Here is a 15,538-nt window from a genome sequence, read left to right as displayed (position 1 = left end):
TCCGTGATCGCCGCATATTCGTCTCATCGCTGGAGAGCAAGCCCGGTTGAAACCGCGCACGCCACGGAAAAAGGGACGAAGGCTATGCAGAAGTCATTCATCATCATCGGGACTGCTCTTTTCATTGCAACGAGCGCATTCTCGTCCGCGGCCACGGCTGACGGTTGCGGCAAAGGTTTTGGCGGTTACCGCGGCTTCTCGCATCACTCTTACAACCAGAGCGTCTATGCGCAGCGCAATCGGCAGTTGGCCAAGAAGCGCGCTATTGCAAAGCAGCGCGAACTTGCCCGCATCAAAGCTGAAAAGCGCCGCGTGGCTCTTGCCGCAGCGAAGGCCCGTAAAGCTAAGCTCGCAGCTGCCGCTCAGGAGCGCCGTGCAAAGCTTACCAAAGCAGCGCTCGCCCAGACAAAGGCTGAGGTAGCAAGCAAGAATACACTGGCATCAACTAGCGTCGCAGCACTGGCCGGCCTTGAACGTTCTCTTCCCACCGTTCCGGTTACGCAGGTTGCTGAAGAAGTGGCGAACACTGCCGCTCAGATCACGACTGTTGAATCTTCCCACGTCGCATTGGGATGCAAACGGTATATTGCTTCTGCTGGGCTGACCGTGAACGTTCCCTGTGAAAACTAATTTCCACTGCAAGTTTATTCCGTAGAGAAGATAAAAGCCGGTGCGGTTTTCCGCTGCCGGCTTTTTTGCGCTTGCTCGCCTCGCGGCGCTTAAAAAATTCTGCGCCGGCGGAACTGTTGCCTTCCGACTGCGTTACGGAAACTCGTCGGGGCTTTGGATTGAACAGAAAAATTCCGGAACGTCTGTGTACGCAGGCTGCAGGTCACAATGAATTGACCGCATGCGTTTTTTCATTCGCTTTCGGGCTAACGTCGGATCTTGCTGGGGAACTGCGCAAGGCAACAGCTCAGGAGAGATACAGTGAAACGTTCCCAAGGATGGCGGCTCGTCGCACTCATCGCTGCGGTGTGTGCATTCGGGACAGTCGACAAGGCTTCCGCAGCGGCCGTTCCCGCTGCTGGGCAACTCGCTTCGACCACTAACGCTATGAGAGACAACGCCCGCAGCGGTGATGTCATTCTAGTTAGACGGCGCGGCTATCGTGGACATCGCGGCTTCCGAGGCCATCGCGGATTTCATCCCCGCGCTGGACGCCACTGGCGAGGAAATCGTCGTTGGCGTGGTCATCGTCGTTGGCGCGGACGGGGATGGCGCGGGTTCTACTACTCGGCTCCCTTCATTGGCTATGGGTACTATGGTTACTCACGTTCGTGCTACCGGAATTGCCGTTGGCGCGGCAATTCCCGGTACTTCTGTCGGCGCGTCTGCCGCTAATAAAGCGTATTCAAGGTCAGCGGATTGAGTGGGCTTGAGTCGATCCCGCCGGTTTTAAGACCAACGCATAAAATCAAAGCGGATCCGTCTTCGGGTCTGCTTTGATCGTTTCCACGCATCGATAGTTTATTGTTTGCTCGCGCAAGGTCCGACACCGTTATAACGGCGCGGAGAGATCCGCCCGGTGATTGCGGCGGTGATAGCGATCAAGCACTGGTCGCGCGATTTCCAGTAGGGAATCCGCCATTGCCGCTTGCCCTTCCGCGGTTGGATGAAAGGCTCCCGAATAGGTCGATGCGAGCAGCAATTGGAACCAAGAAAAGGTATCGAATTTTAGTACTTTTTGCAGGAGCGACGGAGTGACGTGGAAATTTCCCGTCAAAAACGCGTCGTTCGGTGTACGGAACCACCTCTGTCGCGAGGCATATGAGCGATAATCCGCAGGGTTATACGGCACCCACTTGTTCTCGACTTTGCGCGGAAGGCGAAGATCGTCGGCGATAGAGAATGCGCTTTGAGTGAAGCCCGCGCAGATGCCGCGTCCGATGAATGCCGCGCGATGCCGCTGGGCAAAAGACCAGCCGTAGCGCCGCGCGCTATCTTCCATCACATGATGCAACTTATCAGCGATCCAGATACCTTCCCGGGCACGCGCACTGCTGAGAGCGAAATCGCTGACGATTTCCATCCCGGCACGTCCATCCGGACAAACAGCGCTGCCGTCACCCATCAGAGCTAATCCGGGATACGCGGTTAGAATGATGCGATCGGACTCGTCCCACGGGATATGCAAAATGTTGTGCAGGGCGCGGTTGAGGGATTTGTAGCGATCATCCAGTGCGCGCAGGGCAATAGTGGCTTCCGCCGTTCCGTAGACGCCTCCAATCCAACCGCTCAATTTTCGCAGCAACGACTCGTTGGCTAATATCGCGTTGGCCAGCAACCGCGCGAAGCCGATGTCGTTGCCCCCCACCGACAGGAAGAGCAAATCGATTTTGCGAGAAAACTGGGCATCACATTTGCGCAGAACCAGGCCGCCCTCTAGTTCTTTCAGTCGCCCGCGCATGTGGTAGGCTTCGGGAAGATCGTGAGGCTCGGCGTCATGCTTTCCGCACATGACCTCTGCTGCGGCGGAGATCTGCGATAGCTCCGGTGGATTCTCGACCCATTCATTGCCCTTGTAGCGCAAAAACAGCCCGAAGATTGTTTCGGCGCCAGAGCAGGCAAGCCCGACGTAAGTCACTGCCCGGTGAGGCTCTTCGATCGCCAATTGGAGCGCGGCTCTCGCCTGGTGCGAATACAGCGAGCGATGACAGGCCTGATCCAGCCAACGCGCATTTCCCTTAATGAAGGCTTTGTCGCCAATCTCATTCCAGTTACCGACGCGAGCCGGGAAACCAGCCAGGCTGAATTCTCCATCGCTCCCGTAGTCCGCGCTCCGCTCCCGGGAAAACTCCACGGGAATGTCTGGATTGCCATCGCCCGCCGCGAAGCTATCTCCCATACCGACAATGAACAAATCCGTGACGCTGGCGTCTGTCGTGGCGATGCGCCGTGATCCGATCTCAACTTCGATCGTCGCGCCGGCAGGATAGGGAATGGATAATTCCACGGGACGATGACACGGTGCGGTGATCGCGTCACCGCGTAAGCGGTCGCCACCATGGGGTGCGGTGAGCCACGTGCAATCCACCAAGCCGGCCTCAGGAATATTCTTGAGCGAAGCAATGATCGTGTGGCTCGTGGGCGTCGCGTAAGCCTCTTTTTTCCCGGGACAACGATAGCGATTGCGTTTTGTGTCCCAGCAAACGTCATCCACCATGGTGGCGGCCCAGCCATCTTCATGACGCGACGACAATGCGCGCTCTGCGGAAAGGACGGGCGTGCGCCGCTCGGCAGGCGACAAGGCCAACCATGTTGCGCGGTGAACCTCGGTATCACGTGGATTGCTGAAGAAGCGGAACGGATTTGCAACGCGCCACTCGATGGCGGGCAAATCGGGCATGGCTGCAGGGGGCAGCCCCGTAAAACCTTCAGGCTGCTCTATGGCAGGCAACGGCGCCTGCGTCACGTCGGGAGCGACATCAAACGTCTGCGCCTCAACAACGTGTGCCGAAAGCAAAAGAGCTGAAAGCAAAAGGAACGGATAGCGCAGTATTCGCGTTAGCAGCATGGCTCGGCGTCTACTCCGTCGGAGTTCAGTTCGATGGCAGCGCAAGCGAACCGCTGCCTGATTGCGTTGAGCGTTACAATTTCGCCCGCTGCCATGCACGCCACAGCCGCCATACGCGTGTCAGCGGCGAAATTTCGACTGGCGTTTGCAGCCAGTTGTCCTCTCTCTGCAAAGCCTGCAAATAGGGCTCGATGAGGGCAGCCGGCAAAAGAGCTGACAACAAGTCGCGGGAAAGCCTTGTATTATCAGCGCGAACATGAGCGAGTTCATCTCTGGCGATTTCTATCGCGACGTTACGCGTTCGTGCCGCCGCCAGCTTATTGTCCGCCTCTCCCAGCCGCGTAACGTCAATGTCGAGATATTCGGCTGGCAGGGGCCAACGGCCGCGGCTGATGGCGAATGGCAAATGGAGCAGGCATCGAACGGTGCCATACGCGCGCGCCGCTGCACATAACTTTGCGTCATCGGCCGGACTGAGATGCGCCCCGGTGATGCCGGTCGCTAGACGGAAGGGGCCTGTCTCCGAACGATCAACATAATGCATGAATGCTTTCGGGCCTGACACTGGGTCCGCGTAGAAGTCCTCGGTGCGCGCGTCGAAGAGATCGGCAAAAAACTTTCGCGGCAAGTTGTGGCGCCCGATGAGCTCGCCCATGGCATCAGCCAAGGGATTGCCAGTTGTGGGCCGTGTTTCGAGGTTTTCGAGCCAATCACGCCACCATTGCAGACGGATTTCACCCAGCGCCGGTTCTCGCACAATCTTCGGGATACGTTCCATCTCACCGAGAAAAGCGGCAAGTATGATGAGGTCATCGCGGTAGGACTTGGGGGCCAAAAGGGCCGCCAGGTAGCGATCTGGCGCATATGTGCGGGCTGTGTCACGAACGTGCTGCAGCAGATCACTTTCCATCCTGATATCCCTACCACCCGGTATCCAGACCGGGCATGATCTCAGGGAACCGCGATCATCGCCGCGGCAACCGCTCGACCTTCTGCTAGCAACACATTGTAGGTGCGTGCAGCCGCGCCCGTTGCCATGGGTTCCAGCGACATGCCGCTTTCAGCAAACCGAGCGCGCAACTCTGGCGTGGCGAACACCTGCGTCGGCCCCGTCCCCAGTAGAAGGATCTCTATACGTTCGGCCTCGTCAAGTACGGGCTGTAGTGTCTCTACGCTGACCGATACCGGATCGTCCACGCCCCAAGCGTAAATTCCGCTCGGCAAACAAAGCAGCGATCCTCTGTGGCTCATTTCGGCGAAGCGAAAGCCTCCACCGCCATATGCAGTTATGGCGGTGGGATAGGGATAGCGAGCCAGGTCGGTCTGCGTCATCGCGGTTCCTGCCCATCCGGCTAAGCACGCCTGCGCATGCGCCGTGGCAATCCGAGTTTACGCTTTGGCCGCAGCCGCCGCTCCTCGGCCGGCGACCGCTGTGTCCGTACCGGACCAATCGCGCTTCACACCAACCCAAACAAGGAACGGTGCCGCGATTACGATCGTCGACCACGTACCGGCCACGATGCCGAACAGCATGGCGAACGCGAAGTTATGGATGACCTCGCCACCGAACACGTAGATCGCAAAAACAGCCAGGAACGTCGACAACGACGTAATGATCGTGCGCGACAGCGTTTCGTTGACCGACAGGTTCACGAGCTGGGCGAGCGGCATCTTCTTGTACCGCCGCAAGTTTTCGCGAATGCGGTCAAATATGACCACGGTGTCGTTAATCGAATAGCCCGCCAGCGTGAGCAAGGCCGCGACCTCGTTCAACCCGAAGTCCAGATTCAGAAGACTGAAGGCTCCGAGCGTCAGAGAGATATCATGAACGGTGGCGATGATCGCAGCGACACCGAACTGCCATTCGAAGCGGAACCAAACATAAAGCAGGATCCCAATACTGGCCAAACAGACTGCGATCATACCAGCTTGTTTCAGTTCACCCGAAACACCAGGCCCCACGACTTCGACGCGTCGGATCTCAATGTTATCGCCAAGCGCCGCGCGAACTTTATCGGCCGCCGCCTGCTGGGCCTGCTCGACTGACAAATCTGCACTCGCCGCCTGCTGTTCCACACGGATCAAAGCGTCTTCCGGACGATCCAACCCCTGAATCTGGACGTCGCCCAGCCCCAGGCTAGACAACTTTCCACGCAAGTCCGCGATGTCTACGGGACCGGATTTGGATTGGATTTCGAGGAGCGAACCGCCCTTGAAGTCGATGCCGAAATTGAGCCCTTTGCTGAACAGCGAGCTCATCGCGACGAACAGCAAGAAGGCCGTGAGAATGACGAGCGGCCTGCGCAGGCGCAAGAGGTCGAACTGTCGACGGTGGGGCCAGAAATCAACGCCTTTGAACATGGTGCGTGGCGCCTCCAGATTAAAGCGGTGCAGGGATTTTGCGGGTCTTCTGGCTCGCAATCCACAGCGATACCATGAGGCGCGTGACAGTGAAGGCAGTGAACATCGTGGCCAAAATTCCGAGACACAAGGTGACGGCAAAGCCGCGAACCGGTCCGGCTCCGAGCCAGAACATAACTAGGCCCGCAATCATCGTGGTGAGGTTACTGTCGACAATGGTTCCCAACGCACGTTGGAATCCACTGTCGATCGCGGAAATTGGCTGCTTACCGTTTCGCATCTCTTCACGAATGCGCTCATAAATCAGCACGTTAGAATCGACGGCCATGCCGACGGTCAAGACGAGGCCAGCAATACCGGGAAGCGTCAACGTGGATCCGATTGTCGACATCAAGCCGACGATCAAACACAGGTTTATCGCGACCGCCAGGATCGCAAATAGCCCGAAGAGCCCATAGGCGAAAATGATGAAGCCCGAAACGGCGATACTTCCAATGATGCCCGCCAGGATTCCGGCCTCAATGGAGTCCGCGCCAAGCGAGGGGCCAACGGTCCGTTCTTCGATCACAGACAGTGTTGCCGGCAATGCGCCGGAGCGAAGCTGAATCGCCAGATTATTCGCTTGGTCCACCGTGAAACTACCGGAAATCTGACCCGTGCCGCCGAGGATCGGCTCACGAATAACCGGCGCTGACAGCACCTTCACATCGCGCTTGCCGTTGATCACACCATTGTCGAGGACGATGGCGAACGGCCGGCCAACGTGGCGAGAACTGTATTCGCCAAAGATGCGCGCCGCTCTTTGATTAAATCTGAAGGTAATGATCGGTTCGTTGGTACGGCTATCGAACCCAGGTTGTGCATCGGTCAGGTCTTCGCCGTAAACGACCGGTGTTTCCTGCACCAGGTATTCATGGTTCGGATCGTCCTGATCAGGATAGATCACATAGCCTGGAGGGACGCGCGTTTGCCGAGCCTCTTCGGCGCTCATCTGCTGATGCACGTCGTGGAAGCTCAAACGCGCTGTCTGTCCGATCAGGTCTTTCAGCTTTTTGGTATCGTCGAAACCAGGCACCTGAACGAGAATGCGATCGGTGCCCTGCCGTACGATATCGGGCTCGGTCGTGCCGATGGCGTCAATACGGCGGCGAACGACTTCGATAGCAGCTGCTGCGGCGTTCGTTGAGCGTTGGTGGATGCCCGCTTCGGTAGGGGCGACAGTAATGAAGCCATCCCCCGACTCGCTGACGGCGATATCGTTATCCGCTCCGGCAATCATGCCGCCGCCAACCGGCTGCGCCAACTTACGAAGTTGTGATAACGCCTCGTTTGTCTGCGCGGGATCGACCAATTTTACCCGAACAGCATCTGCCGTCTGCCCTAGCCCTGTGTAGCGGATCTTGGCGTCCCGCAGGATCTTGCGGACTTCGCCGCGCAGGTTATCGAGCCAGTCCTTTTTCAACTCCTTGGTGTCCATCTGCAAAAGCAGATGCGCACCGCCACGAAGATCCAAGCCCAAATTCAGCTGCTTCTTAGGCAGAAAGTCTGGCACCCAGGCCAGCGTTTCTTTGCTCAGGAAATTGGGCAGTGCGGTCAAAACGCCCGCCAAGCAAACGGCCGCGATGACGGAGATCTTCCAGCGAGAGAAGTGCATAGGGCTATGGCTTTCTACTTGCCGTGTTCTGAAGCCCTGTCCGGGCTCATGGCGATTAGGTCGATCGGCTGCGCCTAGTCCGCGGCCGGCATCCGAAAACGTAGGTCATGCCAAGTCAGCAGACGAATTCAGGCCGCGCCGCTTAAGGGAATGCGCTCAGCTCGCATCCTTCTCCTTGACCGGTTCGCCCTTATTGCGCACGTCCAGGAGTGAAGACTTGAGCACACGCACACGCATCGTCTCGTTCAACTCTACCTCGATCTCATCGACTCCGTCCGGCGCTTTGGTAACGCGCCCGATGAATCCAGCCGATGTCACAACAGTGTCACCGCGCCGCACCTTCGTAACCATTTCCTGATGCTGCTTCGCGCGCTGCTGTTGAGGGCGGATCAGCAGGAAATAAAAGATAACGATCATGAGGAGCATTGGGAAAAGAATCCCAAGGCCGCCGAATGGGTCGCTACCGCCGGCGCCCTGTGCAAGAGCGGGTGTGATGAACATGTAATATCTCGCGTTTCTGAGGGCGACGATGGCCCGATAGAGGCAAAGTCTCGAATACAGACAAGCCGACGGTGGCCCTCCCGCAAGCCCCTTATGGGTCAAGCACGATCGCCCGGTCGTCGTCGTTGAAGCGCGAATATATAGGCGCGCGGCTCGTTTGCAACCGCCCCGCACTGAGCCGAGGCGGCCTCCTCCCTTCTAAAGTGTCGCTGGCTGCGGTCTTGACGGACTGGGAAGGCTTAGCGCATGTCTCGATCAAGCCCACAAAATCACAGCGAACGCGTCGCGATCCGCAAGCGTCCGCCTGCGTTCTCAAGGACTTGCCTTATGACGAAGCTGAATGATGACGCCGCTATCCTCGAGCGGATCGCGGCAGCGTTGGAGCGATTGAGCCCTCCGCCACCTAAGGCTCCCGACTTCGATGCTGCAGATGCGTTCGTCTGGCAGTCAGAGCCGGAAGGTTTCCAGCCGGTTGCACACGTGAACCGGGTCCCCTTATCCCTGCTTAAGGGTGTCGACCGCACGGCGGAAGAGCTTCTCGCTAATACTGAACGATTTGCGCGTGGCTTACCGGCCAATAACGCTCTTTTGTGGGGCGCACGCGGCATGGGTAAGTCCTCGCTCGTGAAAGCGGCGCACGCAGAGGTCGGACTGCGGCTGAAGGCTGAGAGCAATGGTGGGACTTCGAGTGGCGCGCTCAAACTTGTCGAAATTCATCGGGAAGACATCGCAACGCTGCCTCGCTGCCTTCACCATATGAAGGCCGCCGCTGACTGCCGCTTTATCGTCTTTTGCGACGATCTCTCATTTGATCACGATGACACGTCCTACAAGTCTTTGAAGGCTGTTCTCGACGGTGGCATCGAAGGCCGCCCGGTGAACGTGATCTTTTACGCCACATCCAATCGCCGGCATCTCATGCCACGCGACATGATGGAAAATGAGCGTTCTACAGCAATCAATCCTTCTGAAGCGGTGGAAGAGAAGGTCTCCCTCTCGGACCGTTTCGGCCTTTGGCTCGGCTTCCATAATGGCTCGCAGGACCAGTATTTGGACATGGTCCGGGGGTACGCGAAATACTTCGATCTCGGCATCGAAGACAATGAATTGCGCCGCCAAGCGCTGGAGTGGAGCATGACCCGCGGAGGACGCTCAGGCCGCGTCGCATGGCAGTTCATTCAGGATCTCGCAGGCCGCCTCGGTAAGGATACCCGCGTCGAATAGCAATAAATTCATTACTTTTGACCGAAAATGGGATCGGAAAACACGAAACCGCAACTATTGTAGCGGAGTTTGCGTATTAGAGGCCCGCTTTGACTTAAAGGTTAAAAAGCGGGGGTGGTTCACGAGGAGGGTGAGGCCCATGCGGCTGGCCGTTTTGTTCGTTTCTAGTCTGGTTCTGGTGGCGGGGAGCCCTTTGGTAGATGCTCGCGAGAGCAGCTCCGTTGATCCAGCGATAGACGTTACGGTCGGTGAGCAGGACGATCTTAAGACCGCCATTCTGCGTGACATCACAGAGCGTAAGCCGCGCGCCGATGAGACGATGACCCGGTGGCTCGATGAATTGGGCACGCTTTATGCGACCGAGTTCGATGCACCTCTATGGGTCAGCTATGATGGGCTGACAGCTGCTGGAAAGTCCGTTATAGCCGAACTCAAGCGCGCCGATGAATGGGGGCTCGACCCAAATGCGTTCACCGCCAACATTCCTGTCAGCATCGCAAAGTCCTCGGAAGAGATGGCTCTCGCCGAGGTTGAGATTACCCTTGCGGCCCTGACTTACGCTGTCCAGGCACAGGGTGGCCGGCTCGATCCCACCGAATTGAGTTTGTGGTACGAGCGCGCGAAGGTGTCGGTGGACGCCGCCGCTCTCATGCGCGGCATGAAAGAGGCGAGTGATCCGGCCACGGTTCTCGTCGCGCAGCAACCTCAGCACCCGCAGTTCCTTTTGCTCCGTCAAGCCTACCTGAAACGCAAGTTTCCAGAACGTTTCGCGTCGGCTGAAGAGAAACCCACCGAGGCCGAACCGGAACCTATCAAATTCAGCTACGGTAAGCGGGTAGCGCGTGGCCAGCGGAATGAGCAAATTCCGCAATTACGTGAACGTCTCGAAGTACCGGCCGCCGATCCGGAAGATGAGGACCTGTATGATCAGGAACTTGTCGACGCCGTTACGAAGTTTATGCGAACCCAAGGCTGGCGCCGGAAGACGGTATTCGACGATAAGGTACGTAAAGCGCTCAACAATCCCAAGGACGGCGATTCAGAGGAGACGGAAACGGTTTCTCTACAGCAGATCTTGGTCAACATGGAGAAATGGCGGTGGTTGCCGCGCGATCTTGGCGAGTTGCGCATCTGGAACAATTTGCCCGCCTATACGACCGAGCTGATACGTGGAGACCAAGTCCTTTTCTCCGAGCGGATCATCGTCGGTAAGGAGAGCACTCAGACGCCCGTCTTCTCCGATAAGATGTCTCACGTCATCTTCAAGCCAGAATGGGGCGTCCCGAGTTCGATCAAGATCAAGAGCCTGCTTCCAAGCTTAGCTTCCGGCGATTACGACGTCTTGGCCCGCCGCGGCATGCGTATTCAGCATGAAGGTCGGCCAATCAGCCCGGCACGCTACAATTGGGCGAAAACCGACATTCGATCCATCCCGATTGTGATGGGCGCCGGTGCGAGCAATCCGCTCGGACGGGTGAAGTTCATGTTTCCCAACCATCATGCGGTCTACATGCACGACACGCCGGACAAGCACCTGTTCGATAACTCAAAGCGCAACTTCAGCCATGGTTGCATCCGCGTACGAGACCCCCTGCAGTTTGCTGAATTGCTCTTGCGTGAAACCGCTGGCTGGTCGCGTGATGACGTGGCCGCCCAGTTGAGCCGGGGCGCCGAAGAAAACCATCGCGTCGACCTGCCAACCCCGGTGCCGGTTCACAATGTCTACTTCACGGTGATTGCCGAGGAAGACGGCACTCTGAGTACGTTGAAAGACGTCTATGGTCACGACAAGCGGATAACCCAAGCGCTCCAAGGGAAGTCGCTATCAGCTATCGCTGCATCTGACCCAGCCCGGGCGCAGAAGCGTGAAATGGAACAGCTTGCGAAGTCGGGGGCCGCCTATGCCATGGCTCGTGAGGATTACGAGTTCTACGATTATCAAGGTTATAATAATGGCGGCGGCTACGGTGGCGGTTATTACTTGTTCTCCTCGAGCTCCGGCTCCTCTTACGGTGGTCCACCGCAAGGAGCGAAGCCAAAGAAAAAGAAGTCCGTTCACACTTGGTCTCTTAATCCGTATCAGCACGGCTTTAACAGCGACTGATCCGTCAATCCAGATGACCTGAACCCAACATGAGCGCCCGATAGTGTCTTTCACTATCGGGCGCTTACTTTTTTGAGGTGTCTTTCGTTTTCACGTTTAGTTGGGTGACGTGAACGCTTTTGGTTTTGGGTTGCTCAGAGCGAACGCATCAGCAGCAACGCACGGATCCGATCTCGGACAAAAACCTGCTTGTCCTCGAGGGTGTTTTGTTTGGTTCGTTCTGTTTTCCGAAAACTGCAAAAAAAGCAAAGGGCTCGCAGCCATCACATGCCGCAAGCCCTTTTTAAAAAGGTTCGTTTTGTGTATTAGAAGCCGCTCGCTTCCGCGACTACAACGTTTCCAAGTACGGAAGCGGATCTACCGGCTTTGAGCCCATACGCAATTCAAAGTGAAGCTGTGGCTGGTCGACTTGGCCAGTCTTGCCCGCCTTAGCGATAACCTGGCCACGCGTGACCTTATCGCCGCGCTTCACATTCATCGCATCGTTATGGGCGTACGCGGTCACCCAGCCATTGCTGTGGCGCAGCAAAATCAGGTTTCCATATCCACGCAGCTCAGATCCAGCGTAGGCGACCACGCCCTCTTCAGCCGCATGCACGTCCGTACCTGCAGGAACGGCGAGGTTCACGCCATCGTTGTGAGTTCCATCGCTACGCGGCCCGAAGTTATCGATCACGCGACCACGCACCGGCCACCGCAGCTTACTCGCAGACGAACTCGTATCTGCGCTTTGGGTCTGCGTATGAGTGGGTGGCGCGATAGATACCGTGCGAACCCCCCGCGGCTGCGTTACCTGCCTGGATTGACTGGCCGATGGTGCTGCTGGGCTCGCTGAAGGTGTCGCGTCGGTGCGCGTGTAGTTGTTGTCGAGCGATGCGACACGCTGCGGCCGCGGCTCAGAACGCGTTTGCGCCACCGTCGACGTGTCCGAACCATAGCCAGGCACCCTCAAAACCGTGCCAGGCATCACGCGGCGCGGATCGGAGATACCGTTGTGACGCTGTAGCTCTCTCGTGGTTGTGCCGTGGCGACGTGCGATATTGTAAAGGGAGTCGCCGGACACAACCGTATAGCTCCCACCCCAATCGGACTGCGTTGCGGTCCGTGTCGTCGTCGGAGCACTGTAGGTTGATGGCTGTTGAACTGACGCCGTTTGTGATGGCGAATTATAGGAGCGCGGTGCAGCTGATGCGCCGCCGGGTCCGCCGGGTAATGTCAAACGCTGGCCTGGATGCAGCTGCGAACTGGTCAATCCATTAACGGACATCAACTCCGCAAGTTCAACACCGTGACGCCGCGAAAGCCCATAAAGCGTATCGCCGGATTGAACGACAATGGTCTGGCCCGATGATGAACGCCCGGAGTCGTACTGGCGTTGCGGAGACGGTGCGCGGTATCCACTGTCGGCATAGTTGTTGTTGCGGCCGCCGGAATAGGGAGAGCGCTGGTTACCGTAGCTATTATCGGAGTTCTCTGCGACGTCCGGCAATCTTGATGAGCGAACGTTCGGTTCCGTGCTCGTTACGGGCCCGGTGTAAGAACGACCGTAATCGGCACCCGGCGACTGGTCGGACAGGTTCGTTGCACCGTAACCAGACGACCGATCTACAGAACCGGTACTGTCATTAAATGCGAAGCTGGGGCTGTCGAAGCGGGTAATGTCGGCGCTGCAGCCTGCGAGAAGGGGGCCACTCAATGCCAAGGCAACCGGCGTAACGACGCGGAGAATGTGGCGTCGGCCGGCTCGCAAATATAGCAACTCATTCATGATACGCACCTCTATACCAGCCTATTTGTTAACCCTTAATCAGTTAACGAGCGATTAACGCTTGGCTGGTCCCGCTTAATAAACCGCCTCGATTCGCGCTTGTGCCGGCTCGGCTGCGACCAACTTCGCCGCCACAGCGAAGCCGGGGTGCAAGATATCGGCACGTCTGATCGTCAGACATACGATTTGATTGTGAGGGGGACTTGGCGTGCGTGCGACGCGGATTTGTCAAATGCGTGACTACTCTGCGTCTTGGTACGTGTGTCGGGGGATGTTCCCCCGACAAAAATAATTCAGCCGAGTTTGCGAGGTTTGCTACGCGTATCCGAGAAAATTCCCGTGAGCGCCGCATGCGCGGCCGCATGGGTCAAATCGGCATGCAACGGCGTGACGGAAATCAATCCATTGGCGATCGCCCACAAATCACTTCCCTCGACGGGGTGAGAGAGACGCCGCTCAAAGCCAAACCAGAAATAAGACCGCCCCCAAGGATCAAGCCGCTCGTCGATGTTGAGTAGGTTTTGATCTCGATGTCCCTGGGTCGTGATCATCATGCCGGAAACCTCATCCGGCGGGAGATCGGGGTAATTAACATTGATCAAGACGCCCGCAGGCAGCTGGTTCTTCAGCAGCCTTCTGATGAGTTCCGGGCCATGGGAGCGCGGAGTGTCCCAATGGATGTCACCGTTCTTGTCGAAGCCGCATGTAAGGCTCATGGCGATCGAGGGGATACCGAGCATCGCGCCTTCCATGGCGCCGGCAACAGTGCCGGAGTACGTCACGTCTTCCGCGAGATTCGAACCATGGTTCACTCCCGACAGGACTAAGTCCGGCGGAGTGTTCAGGAGGATATGGCGCACACCCATAATGACGCAGTCCGTGGGTGTCCCGCGGATGGCAAATTTGCGCTCGGCAACCTCGCGGCATCGCAATGGCTCATGGATCGTCAGGGAGTGTGCCGAGCCAGACTGATTTGTCTCAGGAGCGACAACCCAGACATCATCGGACAGCTCATGTGCGATCTCCTCCAGGACCGTGAGCCCCTGAGCATTGATGCCGTCGTCGTTGGTTACAAGTATGCGCATATCACCTCATGCAGCCGCATCAGGCGGCCGGTTCGATCCGTTCCATTCCTCCCATATAGGGACGCAACTCCTTCGGGACGATGACAGTCCCATCGGCCTGCTGGAAGTTTTCAAGGATCGCGACCATCGTGCGACCTACGGCGAGCCCGGAACCGTTGAGCGTATGGACAAAGCGTACGTCCTTATCTCCGGCACGGTAACGCGCATTCATACGGCGCGCCTGGAAGTCACCACACACGGAGCAGCTTGAAATCTCACGGTAGGCATTCTGACCTGGCAGCCACACCTCAATGTCGTAGGTTTTACGCGACGCAAAGCCCACATCCCCTGTGCACAGCAACATGGTGCGATACGGGAGTTCGAGACGCTGCAGCACCTTTTCGGCGCTTGCCGTCATGCGCTCATGCTCATCAAGTGATGCTTCCGGCGTCGTGATGGAGACCAATTCGACCTTAGAGAATTGGTGCTGACGGATCATTCCGCGCGTATCCCGGCCGGCTGAACCCGCTTCCGAGCGGAAGCACGGTGTCCATGCCGTACAACGCATCGGCAGTTGATCTGCCGGTATGATTTCATCGCGGACCATGTTGGTCAGCGAAACTTCCGCTGTTGGAATGAGCCAGAAACCTTCCGTCGTACGGAATAAGTCTTCGGCGAACTTGGGCAAGTTGCCGGTACCATACGCAGCCGCATCCTTCACCAGCAGAGGCGGATTGTATTCCGTGTAACCGTTCTCGCCGGTATGCAGATCGATCATGAAGGACGCGATCGCGCGTTCGAGCCGCGACAACGCTCCCTTCAGCACAACAAAACGTGCGCCAGAGATCTTTGCCGCTGTTTCGAAATCCATAAGGCCGAGGGATTCCCCCACCTCAAAATGCTGTTTGGGCTCAAAATCAAATTTCGGAGGTTCGCCCCAACGGCGCACTTCAACGTTGTCGTTCTCATCGGCTCCGAGTGGCACATCGTCGAGCGGCAGGTTGGGGATGGCCGAGAGCACCTCATTAAGCTGCATCTCGAGCTCGCGCGCTTTCTCCTCGCCGGTCTGGATGCGCTCCTTCAAATCCGCGACTTCAGCCTTGAGTTTGTCGGCCGCCGCCTGATCCTTGGCAGCCATTGCCTTGCCGATCTCTTTGGAGGCTGCGTTTCGGCGGCTTTGCGCGTCTTGAAGAGCTGTCAGATGGCTGCGTCGCGCCTCATCAATTTCGATGAGCTTGCCAGCTGCGGACTCCAGACCGCGCTTTTTTAAGCCTGCATCAAAGGCGTCGGGATTTTCGCGAATCCACTTGATATCGAACACGTGAGGCCTCGTAGTATCGTTCGG

13 protein-coding genes are annotated in these 15,538 nt (G+C 57.5%); 4 read left to right on the top strand and 9 right to left on the bottom strand.

What is annotated here, in order from left to right; all coding sequences use genetic code 11:
* Positions 1–84: 84 nt before the first annotated feature.
* Both YBN1229_RS11985 and YBN1229_RS18900 read left to right on the top strand, forming a co-directional pair.
* Positions 85–630, top strand: a complete 546-nt coding sequence (locus tag YBN1229_RS11985; RefSeq protein WP_046479111.1) for a hypothetical protein — start codon at positions 85–87, stop codon at positions 628–630.
* A 481-nt stretch (positions 631–1,111) separates the two neighbouring features.
* Complete coding sequence (locus tag YBN1229_RS18900; RefSeq protein WP_046479112.1) at positions 1,112–1,372, top strand: hypothetical protein; 261 nt, start codon at positions 1,112–1,114, stop codon at positions 1,370–1,372.
* Between the two features lie 129 nt (positions 1,373–1,501).
* On the opposite strand, the gene YBN1229_RS11975 is transcribed toward YBN1229_RS18900, so the two are convergent.
* From YBN1229_RS11975 to yajC, 6 genes are all read right to left on the bottom strand, one after another.
* The gene (locus tag YBN1229_RS11975; protein WP_052743902.1) at positions 1,502–3,517 is read right to left on the bottom strand and encodes a hypothetical protein; all 2,016 of its coding nucleotides are present in this window, start codon (positions 3,515–3,517) and stop codon (positions 1,502–1,504) included.
* Between the two features lie 73 nt (positions 3,518–3,590).
* The gene (locus YBN1229_RS11970) at positions 3,591–4,427 is read right to left on the bottom strand and encodes a phytoene/squalene synthase family protein (RefSeq protein WP_046479113.1); all 837 of its coding nucleotides are present in this window, start codon (positions 4,425–4,427) and stop codon (positions 3,591–3,593) included.
* A gap of 41 nt (positions 4,428–4,468) precedes the next feature.
* Entirely contained in the window at positions 4,469–4,849 is a 381-nt protein-coding gene (locus YBN1229_RS11965) for an Mth938-like domain-containing protein (protein ID WP_046479114.1), read from the bottom strand.
* Positions 4,850–4,906: 57 nt separating this feature from the next.
* Complete coding sequence (gene secF, locus YBN1229_RS11960) at positions 4,907–5,878, bottom strand: protein translocase subunit SecF (RefSeq protein ID WP_046479115.1); 972 nt, start codon at positions 5,876–5,878, stop codon at positions 4,907–4,909.
* 19 nt (positions 5,879–5,897) lie between these two features.
* Positions 5,898–7,532: a protein translocase subunit SecD gene (gene secD / locus YBN1229_RS11955; protein WP_046479116.1), complete on the bottom strand. Its 1,635-nt coding sequence runs from the start codon at positions 7,530–7,532 to the stop codon at positions 5,898–5,900.
* Positions 7,533–7,688: 156 nt separating this feature from the next.
* The gene (yajC, locus tag YBN1229_RS11950; protein ID WP_046479117.1) at positions 7,689–8,033 is read right to left on the bottom strand and encodes a preprotein translocase subunit YajC; all 345 of its coding nucleotides are present in this window, start codon (positions 8,031–8,033) and stop codon (positions 7,689–7,691) included.
* A 327-nt stretch (positions 8,034–8,360) separates the two neighbouring features.
* On the opposite strand from yajC, the gene YBN1229_RS11940 reads away from it, so the two are divergent.
* On the top strand, positions 8,361–9,257 hold the full coding sequence (locus YBN1229_RS11940) for an ATP-binding protein (protein WP_046479118.1): 897 nt from the start codon (positions 8,361–8,363) through the stop codon (positions 9,255–9,257).
* Positions 9,258–9,396: 139 nt separating this feature from the next.
* Complete coding sequence (locus YBN1229_RS11935) at positions 9,397–11,361, top strand: L,D-transpeptidase family protein (protein ID WP_052743901.1); 1,965 nt, start codon at positions 9,397–9,399, stop codon at positions 11,359–11,361.
* A gap of 328 nt (positions 11,362–11,689) precedes the next feature.
* Here YBN1229_RS11935 and YBN1229_RS11930 read toward each other — a convergent pair whose 3' ends face one another.
* The 3 genes from YBN1229_RS11930 to serS all read right to left on the bottom strand — a co-directional run bounded on the left by YBN1229_RS11930 (position 11,690) and on the right by serS (position 15,514).
* A complete protein-coding gene (locus tag YBN1229_RS11930; RefSeq protein WP_046479119.1) occupies positions 11,690–13,129 on the bottom strand; it encodes a peptidoglycan DD-metalloendopeptidase family protein in 1,440 nt (479 codons plus the stop codon).
* Between the two features lie 293 nt (positions 13,130–13,422).
* Positions 13,423–14,214 carry a 5'/3'-nucleotidase SurE gene (gene surE, locus YBN1229_RS11925; RefSeq protein ID WP_046479120.1) on the bottom strand — a complete coding sequence of 264 codons (792 nt, stop codon included), beginning with the start codon at positions 14,212–14,214 and terminating at the stop codon, positions 13,423–13,425.
* Between the two features lie 19 nt (positions 14,215–14,233).
* Complete coding sequence (gene serS / locus YBN1229_RS11920; RefSeq protein WP_046479121.1) at positions 14,234–15,514, bottom strand: serine--tRNA ligase; 1,281 nt, start codon at positions 15,512–15,514, stop codon at positions 14,234–14,236.
* Between the last annotated feature and the right edge of the window lie 24 nt (positions 15,515–15,538).

The sequence above is a fragment of the Candidatus Filomicrobium marinum genome, from assembly GCF_000981545.1.
Classification (GTDB): domain Bacteria; phylum Pseudomonadota; class Alphaproteobacteria; order Rhizobiales; family Hyphomicrobiaceae; genus Filomicrobium; species Filomicrobium insigne.
The sequence above is the reverse complement of the archived record's forward strand: the minus strand, read 5'-3'. Positions and strand labels throughout refer to the sequence as shown.

Coding starts and splice junctions, on each gene's coding strand:
- YBN1229_RS11985 (WP_046479111.1), top strand. CDS start 85: ATGCAGAAGTCATTCATCATCATCGGGACTGCTCTTTTCATTGCAACG.
- YBN1229_RS11975 (WP_052743902.1), bottom strand. CDS start 3,517: ATGCTGCTAACGCGAATACTGCGCTATCCGTTCCTTTTGCTTTCAGCT.
- YBN1229_RS11970 (WP_046479113.1), bottom strand. CDS start 4,427: ATGGAAAGTGATCTGCTGCAGCACGTTCGTGACACAGCCCGCACATAT.
- YBN1229_RS11965 (WP_046479114.1), bottom strand. CDS start 4,849: ATGACGCAGACCGACCTGGCTCGCTATCCCTATCCCACCGCCATAACT.
- secF (WP_046479115.1), bottom strand. CDS start 5,878: ATGTTCAAAGGCGTTGATTTCTGGCCCCACCGTCGACAGTTCGACCTC.
- secD (WP_046479116.1), bottom strand. CDS start 7,532: ATGCACTTCTCTCGCTGGAAGATCTCCGTCATCGCGGCCGTTTGCTTG.
- yajC (WP_046479117.1), bottom strand. CDS start 8,033: ATGTTCATCACACCCGCTCTTGCACAGGGCGCCGGCGGTAGCGACCCA.
- YBN1229_RS11940 (WP_046479118.1), top strand. CDS start 8,361: ATGACGAAGCTGAATGATGACGCCGCTATCCTCGAGCGGATCGCGGCA.
- YBN1229_RS11935 (WP_052743901.1), top strand. CDS start 9,397: ATGCGGCTGGCCGTTTTGTTCGTTTCTAGTCTGGTTCTGGTGGCGGGG.
- YBN1229_RS11930 (WP_046479119.1), bottom strand. CDS start 13,129: ATGAATGAGTTGCTATATTTGCGAGCCGGCCGACGCCACATTCTCCGC.
- surE (WP_046479120.1), bottom strand. CDS start 14,214: ATGCGCATACTTGTAACCAACGACGACGGCATCAATGCTCAGGGGCTC.